28 protein-coding genes are annotated in these 23,761 nt (G+C 66.2%); 9 read left to right on the forward strand and 19 right to left on the reverse strand.

The window, feature by feature from the left end; all coding sequences use genetic code 11:
• Positions 1–5: 5 nt before the first annotated feature.
• The 9 genes from P6144_RS02880 to P6144_RS02920 form a co-directional block, all read right to left on the reverse strand.
• Positions 6–1,274 carry a S41 family peptidase gene (locus tag P6144_RS02880; protein ID WP_277766211.1) on the reverse strand — a complete coding sequence of 423 codons (1,269 nt, stop codon included), beginning with the start codon at positions 1,272–1,274 and terminating at the stop codon, positions 6–8.
• 100 nt (positions 1,275–1,374) lie between these two features.
• Positions 1,375–1,662, reverse strand: coding sequence for a hypothetical protein (locus P6144_RS02885; protein WP_277766212.1), 288 nt, complete (start codon positions 1,660–1,662; stop codon positions 1,375–1,377).
• Positions 1,663–1,717: 55 nt separating this feature from the next.
• Complete coding sequence (locus P6144_RS02890) at positions 1,718–2,434, reverse strand: CAP domain-containing protein (protein WP_277766213.1); 717 nt, start codon at positions 2,432–2,434, stop codon at positions 1,718–1,720.
• Between the two features lie 128 nt (positions 2,435–2,562).
• Positions 2,563–3,165, reverse strand: coding sequence for a CAP domain-containing protein (locus P6144_RS02895; protein ID WP_277766214.1), 603 nt, complete (start codon positions 3,163–3,165; stop codon positions 2,563–2,565).
• 322 nt (positions 3,166–3,487) lie between these two features.
• Positions 3,488–4,099, reverse strand: coding sequence for a 50S ribosomal protein L9 (rplI, locus tag P6144_RS02900; RefSeq protein WP_277766215.1), 612 nt, complete (start codon positions 4,097–4,099; stop codon positions 3,488–3,490).
• Between the two features lie 12 nt (positions 4,100–4,111).
• Positions 4,112–4,336 (reverse strand): 30S ribosomal protein S18, encoded by a 225-nt coding sequence (gene rpsR / locus P6144_RS02905; RefSeq protein ID WP_010543816.1) that lies wholly within the window; start codon positions 4,334–4,336, stop codon positions 4,112–4,114.
• 13 nt (positions 4,337–4,349) lie between these two features.
• Entirely contained in the window at positions 4,350–4,736 is a 387-nt protein-coding gene (gene rpsF / locus P6144_RS02910) for a 30S ribosomal protein S6 (RefSeq protein WP_277766216.1), read from the reverse strand.
• A gap of 290 nt (positions 4,737–5,026) precedes the next feature.
• On the reverse strand, positions 5,027–5,962 hold the full coding sequence (locus P6144_RS02915; protein ID WP_277766217.1) for a hypothetical protein: 936 nt from the start codon (positions 5,960–5,962) through the stop codon (positions 5,027–5,029).
• A 161-nt stretch (positions 5,963–6,123) separates the two neighbouring features.
• Positions 6,124–6,459, reverse strand: coding sequence for an RcnB family protein (locus P6144_RS02920; RefSeq protein ID WP_277766218.1), 336 nt, complete (start codon positions 6,457–6,459; stop codon positions 6,124–6,126).
• Positions 6,460–6,685: 226 nt separating this feature from the next.
• Here P6144_RS02920 and fabD point away from each other — a divergent pair, with 226 nt between their 5' ends.
• The 6 genes from fabD to mltG all read left to right on the forward strand — a co-directional run bounded on the left by fabD (position 6,686) and on the right by mltG (position 11,745).
• Positions 6,686–7,621, forward strand: coding sequence for an ACP S-malonyltransferase (gene fabD, locus P6144_RS02925; RefSeq protein ID WP_277766219.1), 936 nt, complete (start codon positions 6,686–6,688; stop codon positions 7,619–7,621).
• Positions 7,622–7,647: 26 nt separating this feature from the next.
• Positions 7,648–8,385, forward strand: coding sequence for a 3-oxoacyl-[acyl-carrier-protein] reductase (gene fabG / locus P6144_RS02930; protein ID WP_277766220.1), 738 nt, complete (start codon positions 7,648–7,650; stop codon positions 8,383–8,385).
• Positions 8,386–8,414: 29 nt separating this feature from the next.
• Complete coding sequence (locus P6144_RS02935; protein ID WP_277766221.1) at positions 8,415–8,951, forward strand: hypothetical protein; 537 nt, start codon at positions 8,415–8,417, stop codon at positions 8,949–8,951.
• Between the two features lie 111 nt (positions 8,952–9,062).
• A complete protein-coding gene (locus tag P6144_RS02940) occupies positions 9,063–9,311 on the forward strand; it encodes an acyl carrier protein (RefSeq protein ID WP_180140491.1) in 249 nt (82 codons plus the stop codon).
• A gap of 159 nt (positions 9,312–9,470) precedes the next feature.
• Positions 9,471–10,730 (forward strand): beta-ketoacyl-ACP synthase II, encoded by a 1,260-nt coding sequence (fabF, locus tag P6144_RS02945; RefSeq protein ID WP_277766222.1) that lies wholly within the window; start codon positions 9,471–9,473, stop codon positions 10,728–10,730.
• Between the two features lie 103 nt (positions 10,731–10,833).
• Positions 10,834–11,745, forward strand: coding sequence for an endolytic transglycosylase MltG (mltG, locus tag P6144_RS02950; RefSeq protein WP_277766760.1), 912 nt, complete (start codon positions 10,834–10,836; stop codon positions 11,743–11,745).
• Positions 11,746–11,839: 94 nt separating this feature from the next.
• On the opposite strand, the gene P6144_RS02955 is transcribed toward mltG, so the two are convergent.
• The 4 genes from P6144_RS02955 to glk form a co-directional block, all read right to left on the reverse strand.
• Positions 11,840–12,268 (reverse strand): group III truncated hemoglobin, encoded by a 429-nt coding sequence (locus tag P6144_RS02955; protein WP_277766223.1) that lies wholly within the window; start codon positions 12,266–12,268, stop codon positions 11,840–11,842.
• Between the two features lie 136 nt (positions 12,269–12,404).
• Positions 12,405–12,692, reverse strand: coding sequence for a GIY-YIG nuclease family protein (locus P6144_RS02960; RefSeq protein ID WP_277766224.1), 288 nt, complete (start codon positions 12,690–12,692; stop codon positions 12,405–12,407).
• A 102-nt stretch (positions 12,693–12,794) separates the two neighbouring features.
• Positions 12,795–13,385, reverse strand: a complete 591-nt coding sequence (gene eda / locus P6144_RS02965; protein ID WP_277766761.1) for a bifunctional 4-hydroxy-2-oxoglutarate aldolase/2-dehydro-3-deoxy-phosphogluconate aldolase — start codon at positions 13,383–13,385, stop codon at positions 12,795–12,797.
• 14 nt (positions 13,386–13,399) lie between these two features.
• Complete coding sequence (glk, locus tag P6144_RS02970) at positions 13,400–14,368, reverse strand: glucokinase (protein ID WP_277766225.1); 969 nt, start codon at positions 14,366–14,368, stop codon at positions 13,400–13,402.
• A 187-nt stretch (positions 14,369–14,555) separates the two neighbouring features.
• Between glk and P6144_RS02975 the strand changes: the two genes are divergently transcribed.
• A complete protein-coding gene (locus P6144_RS02975; RefSeq protein WP_277766226.1) occupies positions 14,556–15,224 on the forward strand; it encodes an OmpW family protein in 669 nt (222 codons plus the stop codon).
• A 95-nt stretch (positions 15,225–15,319) separates the two neighbouring features.
• On the opposite strand, the gene edd is transcribed toward P6144_RS02975, so the two are convergent.
• The 6 genes from edd to P6144_RS03005 all read right to left on the reverse strand — a co-directional run bounded on the left by edd (position 15,320) and on the right by P6144_RS03005 (position 21,357).
• On the reverse strand, positions 15,320–17,140 hold the full coding sequence (gene edd / locus P6144_RS02980) for a phosphogluconate dehydratase (RefSeq protein ID WP_277766227.1): 1,821 nt from the start codon (positions 17,138–17,140) through the stop codon (positions 15,320–15,322).
• A 116-nt stretch (positions 17,141–17,256) separates the two neighbouring features.
• Complete coding sequence (pgl, locus tag P6144_RS02985) at positions 17,257–17,964, reverse strand: 6-phosphogluconolactonase (RefSeq protein ID WP_277766228.1); 708 nt, start codon at positions 17,962–17,964, stop codon at positions 17,257–17,259.
• Positions 17,965–18,116: 152 nt separating this feature from the next.
• Positions 18,117–19,574, reverse strand: coding sequence for a glucose-6-phosphate dehydrogenase (gene zwf, locus P6144_RS02990; RefSeq protein ID WP_277766229.1), 1,458 nt, complete (start codon positions 19,572–19,574; stop codon positions 18,117–18,119).
• Between the two features lie 178 nt (positions 19,575–19,752).
• Positions 19,753–20,694, reverse strand: a complete 942-nt coding sequence (argC, locus tag P6144_RS02995; RefSeq protein WP_277766230.1) for an N-acetyl-gamma-glutamyl-phosphate reductase — start codon at positions 20,692–20,694, stop codon at positions 19,753–19,755.
• Positions 20,691–20,885 carry an SH3 domain-containing protein gene (locus P6144_RS03000; RefSeq protein ID WP_347275089.1) on the reverse strand — a complete coding sequence of 65 codons (195 nt, stop codon included), beginning with the start codon at positions 20,883–20,885 and terminating at the stop codon, positions 20,691–20,693. The genes argC and P6144_RS03000 overlap by 4 nt, the downstream gene beginning before the upstream one ends.
• 118 nt (positions 20,886–21,003) lie before the next feature.
• Entirely contained in the window at positions 21,004–21,357 is a 354-nt protein-coding gene (locus P6144_RS03005) for a MarR family transcriptional regulator (RefSeq protein ID WP_180140508.1), read from the reverse strand.
• A gap of 206 nt (positions 21,358–21,563) precedes the next feature.
• Between P6144_RS03005 and secG the strand changes: the two genes are divergently transcribed.
• On the forward strand, positions 21,564–21,947 hold the full coding sequence (gene secG, locus P6144_RS03010) for a preprotein translocase subunit SecG (protein WP_277766231.1): 384 nt from the start codon (positions 21,564–21,566) through the stop codon (positions 21,945–21,947).
• Between the two features lie 121 nt (positions 21,948–22,068).
• A complete protein-coding gene (locus tag P6144_RS03015) occupies positions 22,069–23,703 on the forward strand; it encodes a CTP synthase (RefSeq protein ID WP_277766232.1) in 1,635 nt (544 codons plus the stop codon).
• Positions 23,704–23,761 lie beyond the last annotated feature (58 nt).

Below are 23,761 nucleotides of genomic sequence, written 5' to 3' on the forward strand. Positions count from 1 at the left end.
CCGTTTCAGTCCGATCGCGAGGCCTCGCGCCGGTCGCCGTCGATCCATTCGATTGTCAGTGCGGAGCCACGGCCGTTCGTGCCGCGAAGAAAGGTGTAGCGAGTCGTCGGATCGCCGGCTGGATAGAAGCGATCCGCGCCTAACCAGCCCAGCGGCGTCTCGGTGCCCGTGGCGCCGATCAGATATAGTGTGCCTGCTCGGGCGATGAAACGATAGGTGCCATAAAGCCCCGCCAAGGCGGCAATGGTGTCCGGCGCGGGGCCGCTGGGTGCGCGCAGGGTTTCAAGCACGCGCGCCGCTTCGATCTTCTCCGCTGCCGGAAGTCGCGGCATGGCGTCCTCCAATGCCCGGCGCTGTGCGATGGCGAGCGTATCGGCATCCTCGACCTGCGTGTCCGGCTGAACGCCAACGCCTTCCCAGTTTGCATTGGTAATCGGATTGATTGGGGTGGCGTTGGAAATGAACACACTGAAGCCGCCCTTGAGCGCTACTGCGTCGCCCGGATTGGCTCCGCCGGCGCTGGGCTGGCCGATCACGATCGCGCGCTTCGCCGCCTGGAGTGTGTAGGCAAAGCTCTCCGCGGCCGATCCGGTCCGTCGGCTGGTGAGGATATAGACCGGCATCTGCAGCGCCTCTCCGGTGAAGGGGCGGGGCGGGCGCTCGCTCTGAGTCTGCCCGCGCGCATGGAAGACATTGTACACGTCCCGATCCGGCCCGATCAGCGCGCTCACCAGATAACCGACCATGCCGGGGTCGCCGCCATTGTTCCGCCGCAGGTCCACGATCAGCGCATCCGCCTTGCTGACCAGCCCAAGCGCGTTGCCCGCGGCCAGGGTCGCTGGCCATTTCGCATTGCCAAAGTCGATGGCAGCGAACAGTCGCAGGTCAATATAGGCGATATTGCCGGGAAGGATTTCGACCCGACGAAAGCCGTAGCCCGCGCGACGCTCCTGTTCCTCGGGCCCGTAGAAGGGCTCCCCTGGCCGGGAGCCTGCGTCATCGGCATCGGGACGCCAATGCACCGCGAAATGCCGATCGATCGCGCCAAGGCCGGCGGTCAGCCTGGCCGCGAGCTGTGGTGGCGTAAGCTTGTCGAACCGTCCGGCTCGTGCATCGGCCCGCAGGCGCGTCGCAATTTTGGCGGCGGCTGCAGGATCGAAATAGTGTTCCTCGATCGCATGGGCCACGGCTTCCACCGTTGCGCGAGGCGCGGTCGCCTGGGCCATTGCGGGAGGCGAGGCGGCGAGAGACATCGCGAAGAGGAAGTGGCGCATGCAGACCCCGAAGTTCGACGTGAGTGACTTATGTCACTAACACGCGTGACGGAGATTTTCGCGATGAGACCGGATATACACGCGATGAAGCCAGCTTCTTCTACCGCCGCACCTTCCCGAAATGCCACGCGCAATATGTCCCGACCACCAGCCAGCCGGCGATCACCGGCCACACGCCATGATCCTTGAGCGAATAGCTGAGCAGCGCCGCGATCCCGATCAGCAGGTTCGCCGTGCCCCAGTAGAAGTTCATCAGCGGCGAGGACGGGCCCACGCCGCGCGGCTGGGAGAAGGGGGTGGGGAAGGACTCGCCGCGCAGGCCCGCGGCAAGGTGCGGGATGGCGTTGCAGAGCAGCGCCCCGGCAAGGAACAGTACGAGATAGCCCATCGCCGCCGATCCTCACCGATAAGTGAGCATCTGGCAATTGCGCATTTCGGCAGGTTCAGCGCTTGGTCGTCGCCGGCATCCGGAAAACCTGGCCGCCGCGCGCCTTGGCCCAGGCCGGCACCACCGGCGAGCCATCGGCGGTGCCACTGAAATCGACGACGCAGATATTGCCGAAGCGGCGATGCGCGCCGCAGCCGACCCCGGCGAAGCGGAAGTCCGCCTGGAACAGCAGCGCCCGGTGCCCGCGCGAGCGCACCCCGTCGTCGACGATCAGGCTGCGCACCACCGCGCCGGCATCGCCATTGCCGTACCAGATGCCCTCGCCGACATAGATGTCGCCACCGCGCCGCTTCACGCGGTCGCCGGGCGTGAGGCCGTCGCGCGAGACATGGCCCGAGCCGCCATAGGCGCCCTGATCGTCGGCATGGTCCTGCGCCGCCAGCATCAGCAGCTCGGCGCGGCTGAGCGCGGGCAGGGGATCCTGGCGCTCGAGGAAGTCGATCGCCTCGTCCACTGCGTCGAGGCCCTCATTGGTGATCACGCCATTGGGGTCGCCCGGCAGGAACAGCACGCGGCCGTCGAAATAGCGGCGATAGTCGCGCAAGGTCTCGGCATATTCGCGCGGATGCTGGCGCGCATAGTTGATCTCGGTGAGCACGTCGCGCTCCAGGCGCGAAATGTCGGTGGCGCGTTCGCCTGCATGCGCGGCGGCGCTCGACAGCAGCATGGCGCACGCGCTCAGCGCGGCGACTAGGCGGCCCTTGGCAATCACTGTTGGAGCTCCCCCCGGAGCCGGTCGGGCCCCGCGCCCGTCCGTGATGTCTCACCGGTAGCGATACTGGCTTAACCGCTTGAGAAGGCAAGCGGATATTCGGGAGTTAACCTTAGGTCGAGATGCGCCTAGGGGCGCCCGTCCGGCTTGCGCCCCAGATCCGCCACGCACATCACCCGATAGTCGCGGTGCGGACCGCAGGCGACGCCGGCATAGACCATCTCCGCCGCGAACAGCGTCTTGCGGTGGCCGCGCCCGGGCACGGCGTCGTCGACGATCAGCTGGCGCACCACTTCCACGCCGCTCGGCGGGCCATAGGTGATCACTTCCGCCACATAGTCGCCGCCGCCGCGCCGCTGCACGCGCGTGCGCGGATTGCCGCCGTCTGGCGAGTAATGCCCGGTCGCGCCGCTCGGTCCCTGGTCCTGCACATGGTCGCGCGCCGCCCTGGCGAGCAGCGCGGCCGGCGCGATCGGCGGCAGCGGCGCCTGGCGCTCGAGGAATCGGATCGCCTCGTCCACCGCGCGCGTGCCCTCGCTGGTGCGCAGCCCGTCCGGATTGCCCGGATACCAGACGATCTTCCCCTTGAAGTATTTCCGATAGTCGCGGAGCCGCTCGGCATAAGCACGCGGCCGGGTGCGGGCGAAGTTGATCTCGGCCAGCACCGCCGCCTCGAGGCCCGATTGGGCCGGGGCGCCCAGCGCCAGCATCAGGGGCAGGATCGGCAGCATCGCCCGCCTATAGACCAGTTCGAGGTGAACGCTTCCCGAACAAAAGATTAACGGGCGCTGCAACCTTGCCCGGCCAGGCTCGTTTTACCTTCCGAGCGACAGAAAAAGGTTCGGGAAGATGACCAAGGTTCTGCCAGTGGTATTGGCTTTGATCCCGCTAGTCGCGGTGGTCGGTGCCTGTGTTTCGTGCCCGTAACGCCATGGCGTTACTTGGATAGCGCGAAGCTATACTGAGAATTTCGAATCCCTCGGTGGTCGCGCCAAGGAAAAAGGGCCGCCCCGGTATCCCGGAGCGGCCCTTCTTTTTACCTTGTGGCTGCGATCAGCCCTCGGCGGTCTCGCCTTCGTCGGCGGCCGGAGCTTCCTCGCGGACCTCGGCGGTCGCGCCCGGCTCGGCGTTGGGATCGTAATCCTCGACGAAGCCGGTCTCTTCCTTCTCGAACATCGCGGCCATCACGTCGACGCCCTGCGCCTGCATGTCAGCCTCTTCCGGCGAACGTGCAACGTTGACCTTGACGGTCACCGAGACTTCCGGGTGCAGCGCGACGCGCACTTCGTACACGCCGATCGCCTTGATCGGCTTGTCGAGCACGATCTGCGCCTTGTTGACCTTGTGGCCGTCGGCGACGAGCGCTTCGACCAGGTCACGCACCGCGACCGAACCATAGAGCTGACCGGTGTTCGAAGCCTGACGGATCAGGGTGACGGACACGTCGTTGAACGTGCCGGCTTCCTTTTCGGCGTCGGTGCGGCGCGAAGCGTTGTCGGCCTCGATGCGCGCACGGTTGGCCTCGAAGACCTTCTTGTTGGCTTCGTTGGCGCGCAGCGCCTTCTTGCGCGGCAGGAGGAAGTTACGGGCGAAGCCGTCCTTCACCTTCACCACGTCGCCGATGCCGCCGAGCTTCTCGACGCGCTCAAGCAGAATAACGTCCATGGGGTGCGCTCCTTACTTAACGATGTAGGGCAGCAGGCCCAGGTGGCGGGCGCGCTTGATGGCCTGGGCCAGCTCGCGCTGCTTCTTGGCGCTCACCGAAGTGATGCGCGACGGGACGATCTTGCCGCGCTCAGAGACGAAGCCCTGCAGCAGACGGACGTCCTTGTAGTCGATCCGGGGAGCGTCCTTCGCGGAGAAGGGGCAGCTCTTGCGGCGACGGAAAAACGGGCGTGCCATGGTCTATATCTCCTTATTCGCCGCCGAAACCGGTGCTGCCGGCCTCGTCGCGGTCGCGACGGCCACGGCGCTCGCGGTCACCCTTGCGCATCATCACGGTCGGACCCTGCTCCAGCTCATCGACCTTGACGGTCATGTAGCGGATCACGTCTTCGTTGATCTGCGTCTGGCGCTCGAGCTCGGCGACGACACCCGCGGGGGCATCGATCTCGAGCATCACGTAGTGCGCCTTGCGGTTCTTGGCGATGCGATAGGCGAGCGAACGAAGACCCCAGGTCTCGGTCTTCACGACCTTGCCGTTGTTGTCCTCGATGATCTTGGTGGCGGCTTCCGCCAGAGCGTCCACCTGCGCCTGTGCCAGATCCTGGCGCGCAAGGAACACGTGCTCGTAAAGAGCCATGCGTCTTTCTCACTGTTGGCCGATCGCTGACGCCACCCCGTGTGACGCCCCTCCGGCTGTCGTTCCAAATTCATGGTTTCGCGCGGGCGGGAATCGCTTCTGCTCGAACGAAGGGGCGCCCTTAGCGAAGGTGGCGGAGGAAGGCAACTGCCTTGCGTCGAAGTGCTTGGCGCTGCCGCGCTTAAATAATCGTCGTCCCCGCGAAGGCGGGGATCCAGGGTGACAGAGCGACGTCCTTCGTGACTCTGGATCCCCGCCTTCGCGGGGATGACGATCTAAACTAGCTAAACTCAGTACCGATCCCCATTCCCGCCGCCATTCCCACGCGGACGCGGGGCCGGGCGGGGCGGCTCGTTGCCCGGTACGATCGGCGCCGGGCTGCGCGAGAGCCAGCCGCCATCGTCGTCGAGCCGCGGCTTGGGGAATTCCGCCGGCGGATGGATCGGCCCGCACGCCTCGTCGTCCCAGGACAGGCAGCGCAGCCGGTCGTTGTAGATCACGCCGCGGATGTTGCCGGTGCTTCCGTCCATCCGGGTATAGCTGCTGTCGAGATACCATTCGCGGTTCTTCTTGCGCTTGCCCGTCTGGACCGGCTCGGAGACGCGGCCCATGTCGATGCCGCGGAAGTGGCGCGAATAGCCGTCGAGCTCGATCGCCGCCCGGAAGCGGCTTTCGGGGGCGCCCGGGCCGTCGAGCTTCTGGGTCAGCCAGTTGATCCGGCGGTCTCGGCGTGCCTCTTCCTCGCCCAGCTTGGTGATCCAGCCGGTGTCGCGCACGAACATGCCGACGGTGGAGAAGCTCACTTCGGATTGCTTGGGGATGCCGCGCACCGAGACGATCTGGCCCTGGAAGCCCTTGCTGCCGCAGGTCGTCGCCTGCCACATCGTGCCGTCGGCCTCGTACAGCTCGCAGCCGACCTGGGTGCGCCGCCCGATCAGCGTGCCTTCGCGCAAGCCGTTCGGCCCTTCGAACCCGCCGACCGAGTAATAGAAGCCGGTGACATGCTCGCCGTCGAAGCTCAGCACCACCTTCACGCCGCCGCCGACGACCTGCTGGTAGCAGCGCTGGTCCTGATAGGGGCAGGGTCCCTGGTCGCGGCGGCGCTGATCGGCGGTGACCGAGGTCTTGCCGGTATAATTGCCGAAATAGGCCACCTGGCCTTCGAAATCGGGGGAGAGGTTGCCGTCTTCGCGGTCGCCGGCATGGGCGGCGAGGGGCGAAAGCACTGCGATAGCTAGGGCCGTAAGGGCTGCCCGAAACATCCTGCACTCCTCCCAGTCGATCGCGTTAACCATAACACTAACGCGGGCGAAACGAGGAGTCGGATTCTTCTCATAGATGTAAAACGGCAGGGCATGGCCCTGCCGTTTCGTGCTTTTTCTTGGGGTTAGCGGATCGCGCCGGTGATCACTGCCGCGATGATGCCCGAGGTGATGCCCACCAGCACCGCATCATTGCCCGACTGGACGTAGCGATAGCCGCGCGGCGGAGCCTTCAGGCCGCGATACTTGCGATAGTCGATCTGGCGATAGTTGCGGGCATAGCGGCTGTCGAAGCGCTCGCCCTTGCGCCAGTTGCGATAGGTCGGCTTGGCGACGACGACCTTCTTCTTCACCACCACCTTCTGCACCGGCGGCTTGCCGTGCTGCGGCTGCGGGGCGGCGGCGAGCACCGGGGTCGCAACCAGCGAGGCGGCGACGGCTGCGAGAATGAACTTCTTCATGACTACACTCCTCTTTTCTCTCTGGCGCCGGCTGTCCCTCCGGCGTTGAGGTCAATTTGGGGAGGACGTGTCGCAGCGGTTTGTCTCGGGCATTGCGAAATGGTCGCAATGTTTCGCAATCCTGTCTGGAGCGTTCATCTTCGGGTGAAGCGGCGCAGGGTTGCGTCGGGAGGGGCGGCGGCCTAACGCGCCGCTCCATCACAGCGCCGCTGAGCAGGAGAGACATATGCGCGCCTTCATCTTCCCCGGCCAGGGCAGCCAGGCCGTCGGCATGGGCAAAGCACTCGCGGAAGCCAGCGCCACCGCGCGCGAAGTCTTCCAGGAAGTCGATGAGGCGCTGGGCCAGAAGCTGTTCCAGCTGATGAGCGAGGGCCCCGAGGATCAGCTGACCCTCACTGCCAATGCCCAGCCGGCGATCATGGCCAATGCCATTGCGGTGCTGCGCGTGCTCGAGAAGGAGGGCGGCATCCGCCTCGCCGACAAGGCCGATTTCGTCGCCGGCCACTCGCTCGGTGAATATACTGCGCTCTGCGCCGCCGGCACCTTCGATCTCGCCACTACGGCCAGGCTGCTGCGCGTCCGCGGCGATGCGATGCAGGCCGCCGTGCCGGTCGGCGTCGGCGCGATGGCCGCCATCCTCGGTGCCGATCGCGAAAAGGCCCAGGCGATCGCCGACGCCGCGGCCGAAGGCCAGATCTGCACCGTCGCCAACGACAATGATCCCTCGCAGGTCGTGATCTCGGGCCATCGCGAGGCGGTCGAGCGCGCATTGCCGATCGCCAAGGAAATGGGCGCTAAGCGCGCGCTGCTGCTGCCGGTCTCAGCGCCGTTCCACTGCCCGCTGATGCAGCCCGCGGCCGACGCCATGGCCGAGGCGCTGGCCAGGGTATCGCTCCAGGCGCCGCTCGTGCCGGTCTATGCCAACGTCACCGCCGCCCCGGTTGCCGATCCGGACACGATCCGCGCGCTGCTGGTCGAGCAGGTCACCGGCATGGTCCGCTGGCGCGAATCGGTGCTGGCGATGTTCGCGGCGGGCGTGACCGACTATGTCGAGTTCGGCGGCAAGGTGCTGGGCGGCATGGTCAAGCGCATCACCCCCGACGCCGCGCCGGTGAGCGTGGTGACGATGGAAGACATCGAAGCGCTGGCCAAGAGCCTCTGATCTCTCCGGATAGAAGGAAGAAGAACATGTTCGACCTCACTGGCATGACCGCTCTCGTCACCGGCGCCTCGGGCGGGATCGGCTCGGCGATCGCCAAGGCGCTTGCCGCGCAGGGTGCCCGGCTCGCCGTGTCCGGCTCCAATGCCGAGAAGCTCGAGGCGTTCCGCGCCGAGCTGGGCGGCGACCATGTCGCGTTGCCGTGCAACCTGTCCGACAAGGCCGAGGTCGATGCCCTCGTCCCGCGCGCGGTCGAGGCGCTCGGCAAGCTCGACATCCTCGTCAACAATGCCGGCGTCACCCGCGACAATCTGGCGATGCGGATGAAGGACGAGGAGTGGGAGCAGGTCATCTCGATCAACCTCGAGGCCGCCTTCCGCCTGATCCGCGCCGCCGCCAAGCCGATGATGAAGGCCCGTTTCGGCCGCGTCATCTCGATCACGTCCGTCGTGGGTGCGACTGGAAACCCGGGCCAGGCCAATTACGCGGCCTCCAAGGCTGGCCTGGTCGGCATGTCCAAGGCGCTGGCGCAGGAGCTGGCCAGCCGCAACATCACGGTCAACTGCGTCGCCCCGGGCTTCATCCGCTCGGCGATGACCGACGTGCTGCCCGAGGCGCAGAAGACCGCGCTGCTCACCCGCATCCCGGCCGGCGACCTCGGCACCGGCGAGGATATCGGCGCCGCCGTCGTCTATCTCGCCAGCAAGGAAGCCGGCTATGTCACCGGCCAGACCTTGCATGTGAACGGCGGTATGGCGATGCTGTGATCCTGGCGGGGGCCTGGAGTAGGAAGTCTATGCGTTTTCTCGGAATCATGGCCCTGGCGGCCGCAGCCCTCGCGGCGCCGGCCCAGGCGGCCGATCTCGCGACGATCGATTGCGTGGTCGGCAAGCTCAAGCCGGCACTCACAACGCAGATCACAGGCGACATCACCCGCAATATGGGCGATGCCGCCGCCGTGCGCCCCACCTATGATCCGGCAGTGGGCAGCGGCATCTCGATCGCGGCGAACGAGTGCGCGACCGAAAATAAATGGTCCGAAGCGGCGGTAGAAGCCGCCCGGGTCTATACGCTCGCCAAGCTCGGCCAGCCGATCGCCGAGAAGTTCGTCATCGCGGCAGGTTTCGACACCGGTGCGCTCGAGGCACAGTTCGACAGTCTGCCCGAAGACACGCAGAACCGGCCGCTTACCAAGGAGGAGATGCAGGCGCTCGTCATTGCCTCGGTCACTGACGAGGCGAAGCAGACGCGCGCCAACGCCGCGCTTCTCAACAAATATTTCCTCTTCCTCAGCACCGTGCGCTACGCTGCCTGGCAGTTTTCGCAGGCCTGAGGGAAAGGCTAACGTGAAGCTGCGCTCGCGCAGCCTCTTGCAACGGCACCATGTGCGATCTAGGTGCGTTCCAACGAATTGAGCCCCTAGCAACAAAGGAAAACAGGGACCATGGCCACTCAGGAAGAGATCACCACCCGCGTGACCGCGCTCGTTGTCGATCACCTCGGCGTCGACAAGAACGATGTGACGCTGACGGCGAGCTTCATCGACGATCTGGGCGCCGACAGCCTCGACATCGTCGAGCTGGTGATGGCGTTCGAAGAAGAATTCGGCGTCGAGATCCCCGACGATGCGGCTGAGAAGATCAGCACCGTCGGCGACGCGGTCAACTACATCTCCGAGCACCAGGCGGGCTGATCGCCCTCCGGCGATCGCGCCCCTATGGGCCGAGCTTGAATCAGCGGCTCCCCGTCCCGGGCTCGAAAAGAGTTGGGCGGGGAGCCGTTTTGTTTATGGCATGAAATCGCTGTTTTTCAGTGGCTTCGTGCAAGAATTGAAGTTTGACGGAGAAGACGGATGCGCCGTGTAGTTGTCACCGGCCTTGGCCTTGTCACCCCGCTGGGTGCCGATGTCGAAACGGCTTGGAAGAACATCATCGCCGCCAAATCGGGCGCCGCGACGATCACGCGCTTCGACGCGACCGATTTCCAGAGCAACTATGCCTGCGAAGTAAAGGGTCCGGAGCATGAATATGGCTTCGATCCGGGCAAGCGCGTCGATCACAAGATCCAGCGCCAGGTCGATCCGTTCATCGTCTATGGCATCGACGCCGCCGGCCAGGCGATCGAGGATGCCGGCCTCACCGACATGTCGGAGGAGCTGCGCTTCCGCGCCGGCTGCTCGATCGGCTCGGGCATCGGCGGCCTGCCGGGCATCGAGAGCGAATCGCTCGTCCTCGCCGAAAAGGGCCCGAAGCGCGTCAGCCCGCACTTCGTCCATGGCCGCCTGATCAACCTGATCTCGGGCCAGGTCAGCATCAAATACGGCCTGATGGGCCCGAATCACGCCGTGGTCACTGCCTGCTCGACCGGCGCCCACTCGATCGGCGACGCTGCGCGCATGATCGCGATGGACGATGCCGACGTGATGCTCGCCGGCGGCGCCGAGAGCACGGTCTGCCCGATCGGCATCGCCGGCTTCGGCCAGGCCCGCGCGCTTTCCACCGGCTTCCGCGACGATCCCACCAAGGCCAGCCGCCCCTGGGACCAGGGCCGCGACGGCTTCGTCATGGGCGAAGGCGCCGGCGTGGTCGTGCTCGAGGAATATGAGCATGCCAAGGCGCGCGGCGCGAAGATCTATTGCGAAGTGGTCGGCTATGGCCTGTCGGGCGACGCCTATCACGTCACCGCGCCGCATCCGGAAGGCTCGGGCGCGTTCCGCTCGATGCAGATGGCGGTGAAGAAGTCGGGCCTGGCGCTGAGCGAGATCGACTATATCAACGCCCACGGCACCTCGACCCCGCTCGGCGACGAGCTCGAGCTCGGTGCGGTTCGCCGCCTGTTCGGCAGCGACATCGGCGGCTTGTCGATGAGCTCGACCAAGTCGGCGATCGGCCATCTGCTCGGTGGCGCCGGCGCGGTGGAGAGCATCTTCTGCATCCTGGCGCTGCGCGACCAGATCGTGCCGCCGACGCTCAACCTCGACAATCCGAGCGAGAATTGCGCGGGCGTCGATCTCGTCCCGCACAAGGCCAAGGAGCGCAAGGTGAAGGCCGTGCTGAACAACTCGTTCGGCTTCGGCGGCACCAATGCCAGCCTGGTGATGAAGGCTGTCTGACGACACGCCTGCACCGGCAGCAGGGCCAGCCCGGAAGCCGCGCAAGCGGCGGCTGGGCGGCTGCGCGCTGCTGGTGGCGATCCTGGTGCTGGTCGCGCTCGGCATGGGCGTGCTCCAGCTCTGGGGCGGGGCAGGGCCGGCGAAGCAGAATGTCTCGGTCCTGATCCCCGAAGGCTCCAGCCTGTCGCGCGCCGCGACCGAGCTGGAAAAAGCCGGCGCGATCGGCTCGGCGCGCCAGTTCCTCTTCCTCGCCAAGGTGCTGGGCAGCAAGGATCCGATCAAGGCGGGCGAATATCGCGTGCCGGCACATCTCAGCCAGTCCGACATCCTGCGGATGATGCAGGGCGGCCGCACGCTCCAGCGCTTCGTGACGATCCCCGAGGGCACGCCGTCGATCATCGTTTACGAGACGCTGATGAAGGCGCCGCAGCTCACCGGCGAGATCCAGGTGCCCGCCGAAGGCTCGGTGCTGCCGGACAGCTATGCCTATAATCGCGGCGACACCCGCCAGTCGGTGCTCGATCGCATGCAGAAGGCGATGGCCAATTACCTCGCCAAGGCTTGGGAGGCCCGCAAGCCCGGCATCGCAGTCAACAGCCCGACCGAGGCGCTGAACCTCGCCGCGATCGTCGAGAAGGAAACCGGCAAGCCCGAGGAGCGCCGCACGGTCGCCGCGGTCTATTCGAACCGCCTGCGCCAGAACATGATGCTCCAGGCCGATCCGACCTTCATCTACCCGATCACCCGGGGCAAGCCGCTCGGCCGTCGTCCCTTGCTCTCCGAAGTGCACGCTAAGAACGACTACAACACCTATGAGAAGATCGGCCTGCCGGCGGGCCCGATCACCAACCCCGGCCGCGCCAGCATCGATGCGGTGCTCGATCCAGCCAGCTCCTCGGCGCTGTATTTCGTCGCCGACGGCACCGGCGGCCATGTGTTCACCGACACGCTCGAGCAGCACAACGCCAACGTCCAGAAATGGTATGCCATCCGCCGCGCGCGTGGGGAGATGTGACGACTTAGCCGTCATCCCGGCGAAAGCCGGGATCTCAGGCGAGGGTGGGAAAGAGCTGCACGAGATCCCGGCTTTCGCCGGGATGACGCGAGATTTACGCAAACCCCTCGCCCGGGGCCAATCCCATCTTCCCGTGACGATGGATCGCGATCCCGTTGAGGAAGCTGTTGGCGATCATCCGGGCGCGCTCATGGACATGCTCGGCGGCATCCCCGCCGCCGATCTCGGCCAGCGTCGCGGCGAACAGGTCGAGCCATCGCGCGAACATTGCCTTGTCGAGCCCGGGGATGGCGAGGTGGAGCGGCATCGGTCGCCCGAGATACTCGCCGCTGCTGAACAGGATCGAGCGCCAGAAGCGCTTCATCTGGGCGAGGTGCGGGCCCCAGTCGGCAATCCGCTCGGCGAACACTGGCCCCAGCACCGGATCGGCCTGCACGCGCCCGTAGAAGCGATCGACCAGTTCGGAGACGAACGTATCGTCGATCCCCATCTCGGCCGCCGTCCGGCGCTTCTCGACACGCATCGCGGTGGCATGGGGGAGGGGGTGCCGGTCTTTTCCATGGTTGCGATGTGGGGACGCGGGCGTGCGGTGGGAATGGGACATTCGGTCCCAGAGAGATAGACCGTCATCCCGGCGAAAGCCGGGATCTCAGGCGGTTCTATTCCCGAATGTCATCAAACAGATCGCGCCATTCTGGGTTGAAGCGCTCGATCAGTTCGATCTTCCAGTCCCGCTTCCACTCCTTGAGCATTTTCTCGCGGCGGATCGCGTCCTCGATCGTGTCATGGGGCTCGGCAAGGACGAGAAGCTTGAGATTGTACCGGGCGCAGAATTTGGAGCCTTTGCCTTCGCGGTGCTGTTGTACGCGCTGCGCGAGATTGGCGGCAACCCCGACATAGGGAATGCCGCGGGGCTTGTTGGTCATGATGTAGGTCCAGCCGGCCACCCTTCTCCTCCATCGCCTGAGATCCCGGCTTTCGCCGGGATGACGATGATATCAGATGGTCAGCTGAACCGTCATCCAGGCGAAAGCCGGGATCTCAGGCGGTTATCCCTTCAGCCCCGCCGCTTCGCGCGCCAGTGCCTCGACCTGCTCGTAGCTCGCGCCCTTCGGCGTAACCCACGACCCGCCCACGCACAGAATCGGGTCGAAGGCGAGCCATTCCGGCGCGGTCGCGGCCGAGATGCCGCCGGTCGGGCAGAATTTGCACTGGTAGAAGGGCGCCGCGAGCGCCTTCAGTGCCTTCAGGCCGCCCGAGGTCTCGGCCGGGAAGAACTTGAAATGGGTGAGGCCCAGGTCGAGCCCCCGCATGATGTCGCCGGCATTGGCGATGCCGGGGAGGTAGGGCACGCCGCTGCGCACGATCGCATCGCCCAACCGGTCGGTCAGGCCCGGCGAGACGATGAACTCGGCGTCGGCCTTCATCACCTGCTCAAACTGGTCGGTGTTGACCACCGTGCCCGCGCCGACGATCGCGCCTTCGACCTTCTTCATCTCGGCGATCGCTTCCAGCGCCGCCTCGGTGCGCAGCGTCACTTCGAGCACGCGCAGGCCGCCCTTCACCAGCGCCTCCGCCAGCGGCCGGGCCGTGGCGGCGTCTTCGATCACGAGCACCGGGATCACCGGTGCGGTCTTCATGATGGCTTCGATATTCAAAGGGCATGCTCCTGCGCGAACGCCGCGGCGGCGCCGTACAGGCCCGGTTGCGGGTGCGTGATGAGCTTCACCGGTATGGAAGACATCAGGCCCTGGAACCGGCCCTTGGCGACGAACCGCTGGCCGAAGCCCGACTGCAACAGATGGTCCTTCAAGCGCAACCCCAGACCGCCGGCAATCACTACGCCCTTGGGGCCGTGGCACAGCGCCAGGTCTCCGGCGACGGCGCCCAGGCTCAGGCAGAAGCGGTCGAGCGCGGCCACTGCCAGCTCGTCCTTGCCTTCGAGCGCCAGGCTCCAGATCGCCTTGTCGTCGAGCCGGTGGACCGGCTTGCCCTCCAGCTCGGCCAGCGTTTCGTAGAGCGAGACGATCGCCGGGCCGGCGACCACGCGCTCCTTGGAGACACGCGTATAGGTCTTGCGCAGCCGCTTCACGAGCGCATCCTCGATCGGATCGAGCGGTGCGAAGTCGCTATGGCCGCCTTCGGTGGCGATCACGTCATAGCCGGCGCGGTGGCGGAAGACCTGCGCGACGCCCAGCCCGGTGCCCGGGCCGCACACGGTGATCGCGCCCTTGTCGGGCAGCGCCGCGTCGGGGCCGCACAGGTGCAGGAAATGCTCGGGGCCCATCTGCGCCACCGCATGGCCGATCGCCTCGAAATCATTGACCACGGTCCAGGTGTCGGCACCGAGCCGGTCGGGAATCAGCGCGGGACGGATGATCCAGGGATTGTTGGTCAGCTTGATGATGTCGCCGCCTACCGGCGATGCCACCGCCAGCGCCGCGGCCTTGGGCAGCGGGCGGCCGAGCGCCTCGCCATATGCCTGCCAGGCGAGCTGGAGGCTGCCATGCTCGGCTACCTTCTGGGTGATCGGCTCGCTGATCGAGACGACGCGGCCATTCGCCACTTCCGCGACGGCAAAACGGGCATGCGTCCCGCCGATATCGACCGCGACGACTTCCATGCCTTCTCCTTCACGCCTCTCCAACCGCTGCGCGTCACATATGGCAGCGTTGTCGGCGCCCTTCTCTAGCTTAGTTGCACGGAAGTAAAGCGGCATCGGCAAATCCGACGGAATGCCTTTTGCGCCGCGTCAAATCGCTCCGGCGATCGCGGGCGTAACCGGGCCTCCTCAACCAAGGAGACCCAAGATGCGTCGCGCTATTCCCCTCGCACTGGCACTTGCCGCCGGCATCGCCATGCCCGCTCATGCCCAGGAGGAGACCGGCATCTCGGCCGGGGACGTGCTCGTCCGCCTGCGCGGCATCATGGTCTCGCCCACCGAGAAGGCCGGGCCGATCACCCCGGGCGTGCCCACCGGCTCGGTGAAGGTCGATGACGGCTACATGCCCGAAGTCGACTTCACCTATATGGCGACCGATCATATCGGCGCCGAGCTGATCCTCTCGACCACCAAGCACAATATCCAGGGCGCCGGTGCCATCTCGGGCCTGGGCAAGGTCGCCGATACCTGGGCGCTGCCGCCCACGTTGACGCTGCAATATCATTTCGCGCCGAAGAGCCATGTACGGCCCTATGTCGGCGCCGGCGTCAACTACACGATCTTCTATTCGAGCGACGCGAGCAGCTCGCTCAACAACGCGCTCGGCGCCACCAAGGTGAAGCTCGACGACAGCTTCGGTTATGCGCTCCAGGCCGGCGTCGACGTCGACATCACCAGGAAGATCTTCGTCAATCTCGACGTGAAGTTCATCGACATCGACACCACTGCGCGGCTCACCACCGGCGGCGCGGTGAACAAGGTCAATGTCAGCCTCGATCCGTTCGTGTTCGGCGCCGGCGTGGGCTTCCGCTTCTAGGGGCGGGGCGGCCTCTGGCGCGCCTTCTTGCCCATTGGGCGCGGAAGAGGCCGAGGGCGGCCGGCGGCTTTATCCCAGCCGCCGGCCGTTTTGTTTCAGAGCCCGGCCTCGGCCAGCATCGCCGAGGCGCCCTTTTCGGCCTCGTCGCAGTGATGGCGCAGCATCGCGAACAGCTCGCGGCCGGTGCCGATCGCCGGCGGCGGCGCAGCGACATGCTCGCGCGCATCCCACTCGGCGGCATCGACCAGCGCGGTCAGCTCGCCCGTCTCGGCGCAGAGCCGCACGACGTCGCCGTCGCGCAGCTTGGCGATCGGCCCGCCGCCCAGCGCCTCGGGACTGAGATGGATCGCGCACGGCACCTTGCCGCTCGCGCCCGACATCCGCCCGTCGGTCACCAGCGCGACCTTGAAGCCGCGATTCTGCAGTACGCCCAGCGGCGGGGTCAGCTTGTGCAGCTCGGGCATGCCGTTCGCCTTGGGTCCCTGGAAGCGCACCACCACGACCACGTCGCGCTCCAGCTCGCCCGCCTTGAAGGCGTCCTGCACCTCGGCCTGGTCCTGGAACACGCGGCACGGGGCCTCGATCGTCCAGCGCTCGCGCTCGACCGCGCTCACCTTGATGCAGGCGCGGCCCAGATTGCCCTTGAGGATACGGAAGCCGCCCTCGCTCGAGAAGGGATCGGCGGCGGTGCGCACGATGCTGTCGTCGCCGCTCTGCGCGCCGTGGTCGACCCACACCAGTTCGTCGCCCGCCATCTCGGGCTTGCGGCCGTAATCGGCCATGCCGCCCTTGCCGACGGTCATCGTGTCGCCGTGCATCAGCCCGGCGCCGAGCAGCTCGCGGATCACGAAGCTCGGCCCGCCGGCATCCTCGAAGCCGTTCACGTCGGCCGAGCCATTGGGATAGACGCGCGCCAGCAGCGGCACGATGCGCGAGAGACGGTCGAAATCGTCCCAGTCGATCGTGATCCCCGCCGCCCGCGCGAACGCCGGCACGTGGATCAGGTGGTTGGTCGATCCGCCGGTCGCGAGCAGCACGATCGCCGCGTTCACGATCGCCTTCTCGTCCACCACATGCCCGATCGGGCGATAGTCGTTGCCGTTCCAGCCGATGTCCGCCAGCCGGTGCACCGCGGCGCGGGTCAGCTCCTGGCGCAGCTTGGTGCCCGGATTGGCGAAGGCCGCGCCTGGCATGTGCAGGCCCATCGCCTCCATCATCATCTGGTTGGAATTGGCGGTGCCGTAGAAGGTGCAGGTGCCCTTGGAATGATAGGCGGCGATCTCGGCGTCGAGCAGCTCGTCGCGGCTCACCTTGCCCTCCGCATAGAGCTCGCGGATCTTCGCCTTCTCCTTGTTGGCGAGGCCCGAGCGCATCGGCCCGCCCGGCACCATCACCATCGGCAGATGCCCGAAGCGCAGTGCGCCCATCAGCAGCCCCGGCACGATCTTGTCGCAGATGCCGAGCAGCGCCGCGCCTTCGAAGGTCCGGTGGGAGAGGGCGACCGCCGTGCTCAGCGCTATCGTGTCGCGGCTGAACAGCGACAGCTCCATGCCCTGATAGCCCTGGGTCACGCCGTCGCACATCGCCGGCACGCCGCCCGCCACCTGCGCGGTGGCGCCGGCCTCGTGCGCCCAGATCTTCATCTGCTCGGGATAGCGGTAATAGACCGCGTGCGCCGAGAGCATGTCGTTGTACGCGGTGACGATCCCGATGTTCATCTTTCGGCCCGATTTGAGCTCGTCGCGCTGCTCGTCGGTGCCGGCATAGGCATGGGCGAGGTTGGCGCAGCCCAGCTTGGGCCGGTCGTTGCCCGATGCCAGCTCGGCCTCGACCAGCGCGAGATAGGCGCGGCGCCGGGCGCTGGAGCGCTCGATCACGCGATCGGTGACGGCGGCGATTTCGGGGTGGAGGGTCATAGTCTCATTCCATTTGCGGTACCTGTTCCCCGGCGAAAGCCGGGCCCCAGGGTTTCTCTGCCGGATCGCTCGTGACCCTGGACCCCGGCTTTCGCCGGGGAACGGCTAACGGGCAATCACGCCGCCCAGTGGATATCCACCGGCAGCTCGACATCGGCGAGCACGCGCCCGACCGGGTAGTTCGACGAGGCGCCCTGATCGATCGCCGCTTCCAGCACTTCCTTCTTCGCCTCGCCGGTGATCGCGATCATCAGCGCGCGGGCCGAGACGATGGCGGCGCGGCTCAGCGTCACGCGGGCCACCGGCGCCTCGGGCGGCAGCGGATCGGGCATCACGCCCAGCGCGCGGCGCTCCTTGGGGCCGTTCAGCGCCTCGTCGAAATCGGGGCCCGGGAAGATCGAGGCGCAATGCCCGTCGCCGCCCACGCCGAGCAGGCACAGGTCGAGCGGCCAGTGCACGTCCTGGAGCAGCGCGTCGGCCGAGCGGCCCGCCGCCTTGTAGTCCGGCGCCTTGTCGCTGACGAGCGGGATCACCCGCGCGCCCTTGGGGATGAAGATCTTGCCGATCGCGGTGACGTTCGACAGCGGGTCGCCCAGCGGGACGATGCGATCGTCGCCCGGAATGATCGTCACGCGCTTCCAGTCGATCTTGGCCTTGGCCAGCTTCTCGTAGATCGGCAGCGGGGTCTTGCCCCCCGCCAGCGCGATCACTGCGGCGCCGCGCGCATCGATCGCGCTCTCGATGATGAAGCCGATATCGCCCGCGACGGCCTCGGCCATCTCATCGGCGTCCTCATAGTCCCACCATTCGATTTCGGTCGTCATGTTCGTTCCTTGCGTTGCAGGTGGGTATTCCTGGCTCAAAAATCATCGTCATGCTGAACTTGTTTCAGCATCCAAGGCTCCACTCGGGAAGCCGTCGCCGGTGGCGCGTTGGACCCTGAAACAAGTTCAGGGTGACGGGCTTCCCTAAAATCCTACTCGTTCCACGTCACCCCGTCGCGCTCGGTGAGCGCAACCGAGGCGGACGGGCCCCAGCTGCCCGAGGCATAGGGCTTGGGCTTCACGCTTGCCGTCTTCCAGCCCTCGCGGATCGCGTCGATCCATTCCCACTGCGCTTCCACTTCATCGCGGCGGACGAACAGCGTGGGGTCGCCTTCGATCAGGTCGAGGAACAGCCGTTCATAGGCGATGCGGCGACGCGAGCCTGCGAACTCATGCTCGAGGCTGAGGTTCAGCGGCACTTCCTTCAGATGGATGCCGTCGCGGTCAAGGCCAGGCTCCTTGGCCATCACCAGCAGCTGGATATATTCCTCGGGCTGCAGGCGGATCACCAGCACGTTCGGTTTCAGCGCGCCGCCGCGATCCTCGAAGATCGAGTGCGGCACCGGCTTGAAGGTGATCACGATCTCGCTGCGACGTTCCGCGAGGCGTTTTCCGGTGCGCAGGTAGAAGGGCACGCCGTGCCAGCGCCAATTGTCGACATGCGCCTTGATCGCGACGAAGGTCTCGGTGTCCGAGCTCTTTTCCAGGTCGGTGTCGTAGGAGCGGACGATCTCGCCCTTCACCGCGCCGCCGCCATATTGGCCGGTCACGGTCAGGCTCGGCACGTCGGCGCCCTTGATCGGGCGCAGCGAGCGCAGGACCTTCACCTTCTCGTCGCGTACCGAAGTGCCGTCGAAGCGGGCAGGGGGCTCCATCGCGATCAGCGCGAGCAGCTGGAGCATGTGGTTCTGCACCATGTCGCGCAGCGCGCCGACATCGTCATAATAGCCCGCACGGCCTTCGAGACCCACCGTCTCGGAGATGGTGATCTGGACGTTCTCGATGCCCTGCGCATTCCACACCGGCTCGAACAGCGAATTGCCGAAGCGCAGCGCGAGGATGTTCTGCACCGTCTCCTTGCCGAGATAATGGTCGATCCGGAAGGTGCGATCCTCGGGAAAGGCCTCGGCTACGATGTCGTTGACTTCGCGGCTTGATTGCAGGTCGAAGCCGAGCGGCTTCTCCAGCCCGATGCGCACGTTCGCGCCGGTCAGCCCCGCCGATTCGAGTCCCTTGATCGTCGGGCCGAACAGCGAGGGCGCGGTCGACAGGAAGATCGCCAGCCCGCCCGAGATGTCGCCCAGCTTCTCGGCGAGCGCGGCGAAGCCGTCGGTCTTCGATGCGTCGAGCGCCTGGTAGAACAGCCGCTCGAGGAAGCTTCCGACAGCGCTGTCATCTTTCCTGTCGGCAGGCAGGAATTTTTCGAGCGACTCCCGGGCGAATTCGCGGAAGCCCGCATCGTCATGATCGGAACGTGCGGTGCCGGTGATGGTCAGGCCCTGGGGCAGCAAACCGTCGGCGTGGAGGCCATAGAGCGAGGGGAGCAGCATCCGCTGGGAAAGGTCGCCGGTGGCGCCGAACAACAGCAATTTGCCCGCGGGCTGGCTCATGGATCGCCTCTCTTTTTCGTTTCGGCCCCCGGAGACACCAACGCGCGGGAAAGATCAAGGCCACCCTTCCGTCATCCCGGCGAAAGCCGGGATCTCGCGCGACTCTATCCCCGCGCCTTCGCACGAGATCCCGGCTTTCGCCGGGATGACGATCAGGGGCGCTCGCGGTCTGGGTAAACTAGAGCACCAGCCCCTCGGTCGGATCGAACCCCGCCATCACGTTGAGGTTCTGCACCGCGGCACCCGCCGCGCCCTTGCCGAGATTGTCGAGCGTCGCCACCAGCCGCGCCTGGCCGGTCTCGGCGTTGCCGAACACCCGGAGCGACAGCCGGTCGGTGCCCGCGTCTTCCTCGATCGTCACTGCCGTCACGTCGTTCGGCAGCACCCGCACGATCGGCGAATCCTTGTACGCATCGCGCAGCGCGTTCTCGATCGCTTCCAGCGACGGCCGCCGGGTGAAGGCATGCAGGGGCAGGGGCACCTCGACCAGCATGCCGCGATAGGTCCGCGCCACTGCCGGCTGGAAGATCGGCGGATGCACGATGCGGGCGTGCTTGGTCATCTCGGGCACATGCTTATGGCCAAGGCTCAGGCCGTAGTTGCGGAACGCCGTCTCGGTATAGCCGGCGGCCTTCTTGTCCTCGAACTCGGCGATCATGCTCTTGCCGCCGCCCGAATAGCCCGAGACCGCGTTGACGGTCAGCGGATGGTCGAGCGGTACCAGCCCGGCGCGAATCAGCGGGCGGACGAGCGCCAGGAAGCCCGTGGGGTAGCAGCCGGGATTGGAGACGCGCGCTGCTTCCGCGATCTGCGCGGCCTGGCCCGGCTCCAGCTCGGGAAAGCCATAGGTCCACCCATCCGCCACGCGGTGCGCGCTCGAGGCATCGATCACGCGCACCTTGGGCGCCTTGATCATCTCCACCGCTTCGCGCGCGGCATCGTCGGGCAGGCAGAGGATCACGAAGTCCGCCGAATTGAGCGCGTCCTCGCGCTTGGCGGCGTTCTTGCGGTCCTTGTCGCTCAGGATGATCTGCTCGATCGCCGGGCGGCCTTCCAGCCGCTCGCGAATCTCGAGCCCGGTGGTGCCCACGGCACCGTCGATGAAAACCCGAATCGTCATGCTGCCGGCCGCTCCAGCACGGATGCAGGCAGATAGCCGACCAGCTGATGCGCCGGGGCGACACCCCAGGCATGATCGCCTGCCAGCTCGAGCACTTCGAAGATCTCGCCCTGCTTGAGCTCGATCAGCACGTCCGAATCGGGCTGCGGGCTCGCATGGAGCGGCACCTGGGTCTTGATCGCACGTGGCATAGGCGCAGCATAATGGGGTGCGAACACCCGATCCGCCAGACGCACGTCTGCCAGGTCACGACGAACGGCATCGACCCTGGGATCGATGGCTACCGAACGACCCTTCAGCGAGAAGCGCTTACGCGCTGGCCCTGCGGGCGACTGGTTCGGCGATGTGCCCCCCAGCGAGGAAATGCCCGAATTCTGCAAGAAACTCTGCCCCTTCCGCGGTCTTGGCGACGAAGATGTTCCGTTTGTCGGTATCGTCGCGTTGGCGGCGCAGATAGCCGAGCGTGCCCAGACGATTCAAGGCACGCGTTACAACGGGCTTCGATACATTCAAAGCCCGGGCCAATCCGCGCACGGTGTGGGGGCCGGGATCCAGATAGACGAGCATCAGCAGTGCCATTTGCCTATTGGTCAGGTCCGGTTCGCCCGATCGCACATAGTCGATCAGCGTGTTCTTCCACGAAGAAAGCGAGCTGTCGGTCATTGCGTTCACGGCATCTACTCTGTTGTTACGCCCGCGATACGCCGGGCTGTTCGTCTTAACGCGCATCAAGCGATCGGGTTTCGCTCCGGATGCGAAATGTTACATCTTTGTTGGGCATGCCTTTCAGTTAGGGGCGAGCCGGTGGTTGATCGCGGCGGGCTGCTCCCCTATGTGCCGCCTTTCTCAAAGAGGTCCGGCGCACTTTCATGTTCACCTTCCTGCTCGTCATCCAGGCAATCATCGCGGCACTGCTCGTGACCGTGATCCTCATGCAGAAGTCGGAAGGCGGTGGTCTCACGTCGAGCGGCAGCCCGTCGGGCCTGATGTCGGCACGCAGCGCGGCGGACTTCCTGACGCGCACCACGGCGATCCTCGCCGGGCTGTTCATCGCCATGTCGATCCTGCTCGCCTTCATCGCGGCGAACCGCCACGGCGCGACGATCGATGCCTCGCTGCAGCGCGCCGCCCCAGCGACCGCGCCGCAGGCGCTGCCGACCTCGGCGCCTCCGGGCGGAGCCTTCGCGCCGACCCAGGGCAACAGCACGGCACCGGCCGCGCAGGGCAACAGCGCGGTCCCGCTGGCTCAGTAAATCTGCCGGCTTGAAATTCGCTGGCCCCGGCCTTGCCGGGGCTATCCACAAAAAATTGTGCGCGGTTGCGTGATTCGCACGCTTGCCGCCGCGCGCCCATTGACGTTAGGCGTTTTCTCCCATGGCGCGGTATATATTCATCACCGGCGGCGTGGTCTCCTCGCTCGGCAAGGGTCTCATGGCAGCGAGCCTCGCGGCTCTGCTCCAGGCTCGTGGCTATCGAGTCCGCATCCGCAAGTTCGATCCCTATCTCAACGTCGATCCCGGCACGATGTCGCCGCACCAGCATGGTGAGGTCTATGTCACCGACGACGGCGCGGAGACCGATCTCGATCTCGGCCATTACGAGCGCTTCACCGGCGTCGCCTCGCGCCAGTCGGACAACATCACTTCGGGCCGGATCTACAAGACGATCATCGAGCGCGAGCGCCGCGGCGACTATCTCGGCGCCACCGTCCAGGTGATCCCGCACGTCACCGACGCGATCAAGGCATTCGCCCAGGCGGATACCGAGGATCTCGATTTCGTGCTGTGCGAGATCGGCGGCACTGTCGGCGACATCGAGTCGCTGCCCTTCGTCGAGGCGATTCGCCAGCTCCGCAACGATCTCGGCCGCAACCAGTCGGTCAGCGTCCACCTCACGCTGGTGCCGTACATCGCCGCAGCCGGTGAGCTGAAGACCAAGCCGACCCAGCACAGCGTCCGCGAGCTCGCCTCGCTCGGCGTCCATGCCGATGTCATCGTCTGCCGCAGCGAAAAGCCGCTGCCCGAGAGCGACCGCGCCAAGATCGCGCTGTTCTGCAACGTGCCCGCCTCCTCGGTCATTCCCGCGCTCGACGCGAAGACGATCTACGGCGTGCCGCTCCAGTATCACGAGCAGGGCCTCGACATCGAAGTGCTCCGCGCCTTCGGCATCGACGCGCAGGGCTCGCCCGATCTCACCCGCTGGGAAGAGATCGTCGATCGCGTCCTCAATCCCGAGGGCGAAGTCACGATCGGCGTGGTCGGCAAATATATGGGCGTGCCCGACGCCTATAAGTCGCTCACCGAGGCGCTCACGCACGGCGGCATCGCCAACCGGGTGAAGGTCAACATCCGCTGGCTCGACGCCGAATTGTTCGAGCACGACAATGAGGAAGAGATCACCGCGCAGCTCGAGCCGCTGCACGGCATCCTCGTCCCCGGCGGCTTTGGCGAGCGCGGCAGCGAGGGCAAGATCGCCGGCGTCAAGTTCGCCCGCGAGCGCAACGTGCCCTTCTTCGGCATCTGCCTCGGCATGCAGATGGCCTGTATCGAGGGCGCGCGGGCAGGGGGCGTCACCGACGCCTCCACTACCGAATTCGGCCCGACGCAGGAGCCGGTGGTCGGCATGATCACTGAGTGGATGACCGCGGACGGCCTCCAGAAGCGCGAGGCCGGCGGCGATCTGGGCGGCACGATGCGTCTCGGCGCCTATACCGCGAAGCTCGGCGGCAATTCGGTCGTCTCCTCGATCTACGGCACCGACGAGATCAGCGAGCGCCACCGCCACCGCTACGAGGTCAACACCGCCTACAAGCCGGTGCTCGAGCAGGGCGGCCTCGTCTTCTCGGGCATGTCGCCCGACGGCGCGCTGCCCGAGATCGTCGAGCGGCCCGACCATCCCTGGTTCGTCGGCGTGCAGTTCCACCCGGAGCTCAAGTCCAAGCCCTTCGAGCCGCACCCGCTCTTCGCCGGCTTCATCGAAGCCGCGGTGCGGCAGAGCCGGCTGGTCTGATAGCCGTCTTCCCGGCGAAAGCCGGAATCTCAGGCGAAGGCGCGATACGGCACGAGAT

Source organism: Sphingomonas sp. HITSZ_GF, from assembly GCF_029543155.1.
GTDB lineage: Bacteria > Pseudomonadota > Alphaproteobacteria > Sphingomonadales > Sphingomonadaceae > Sphingomonas.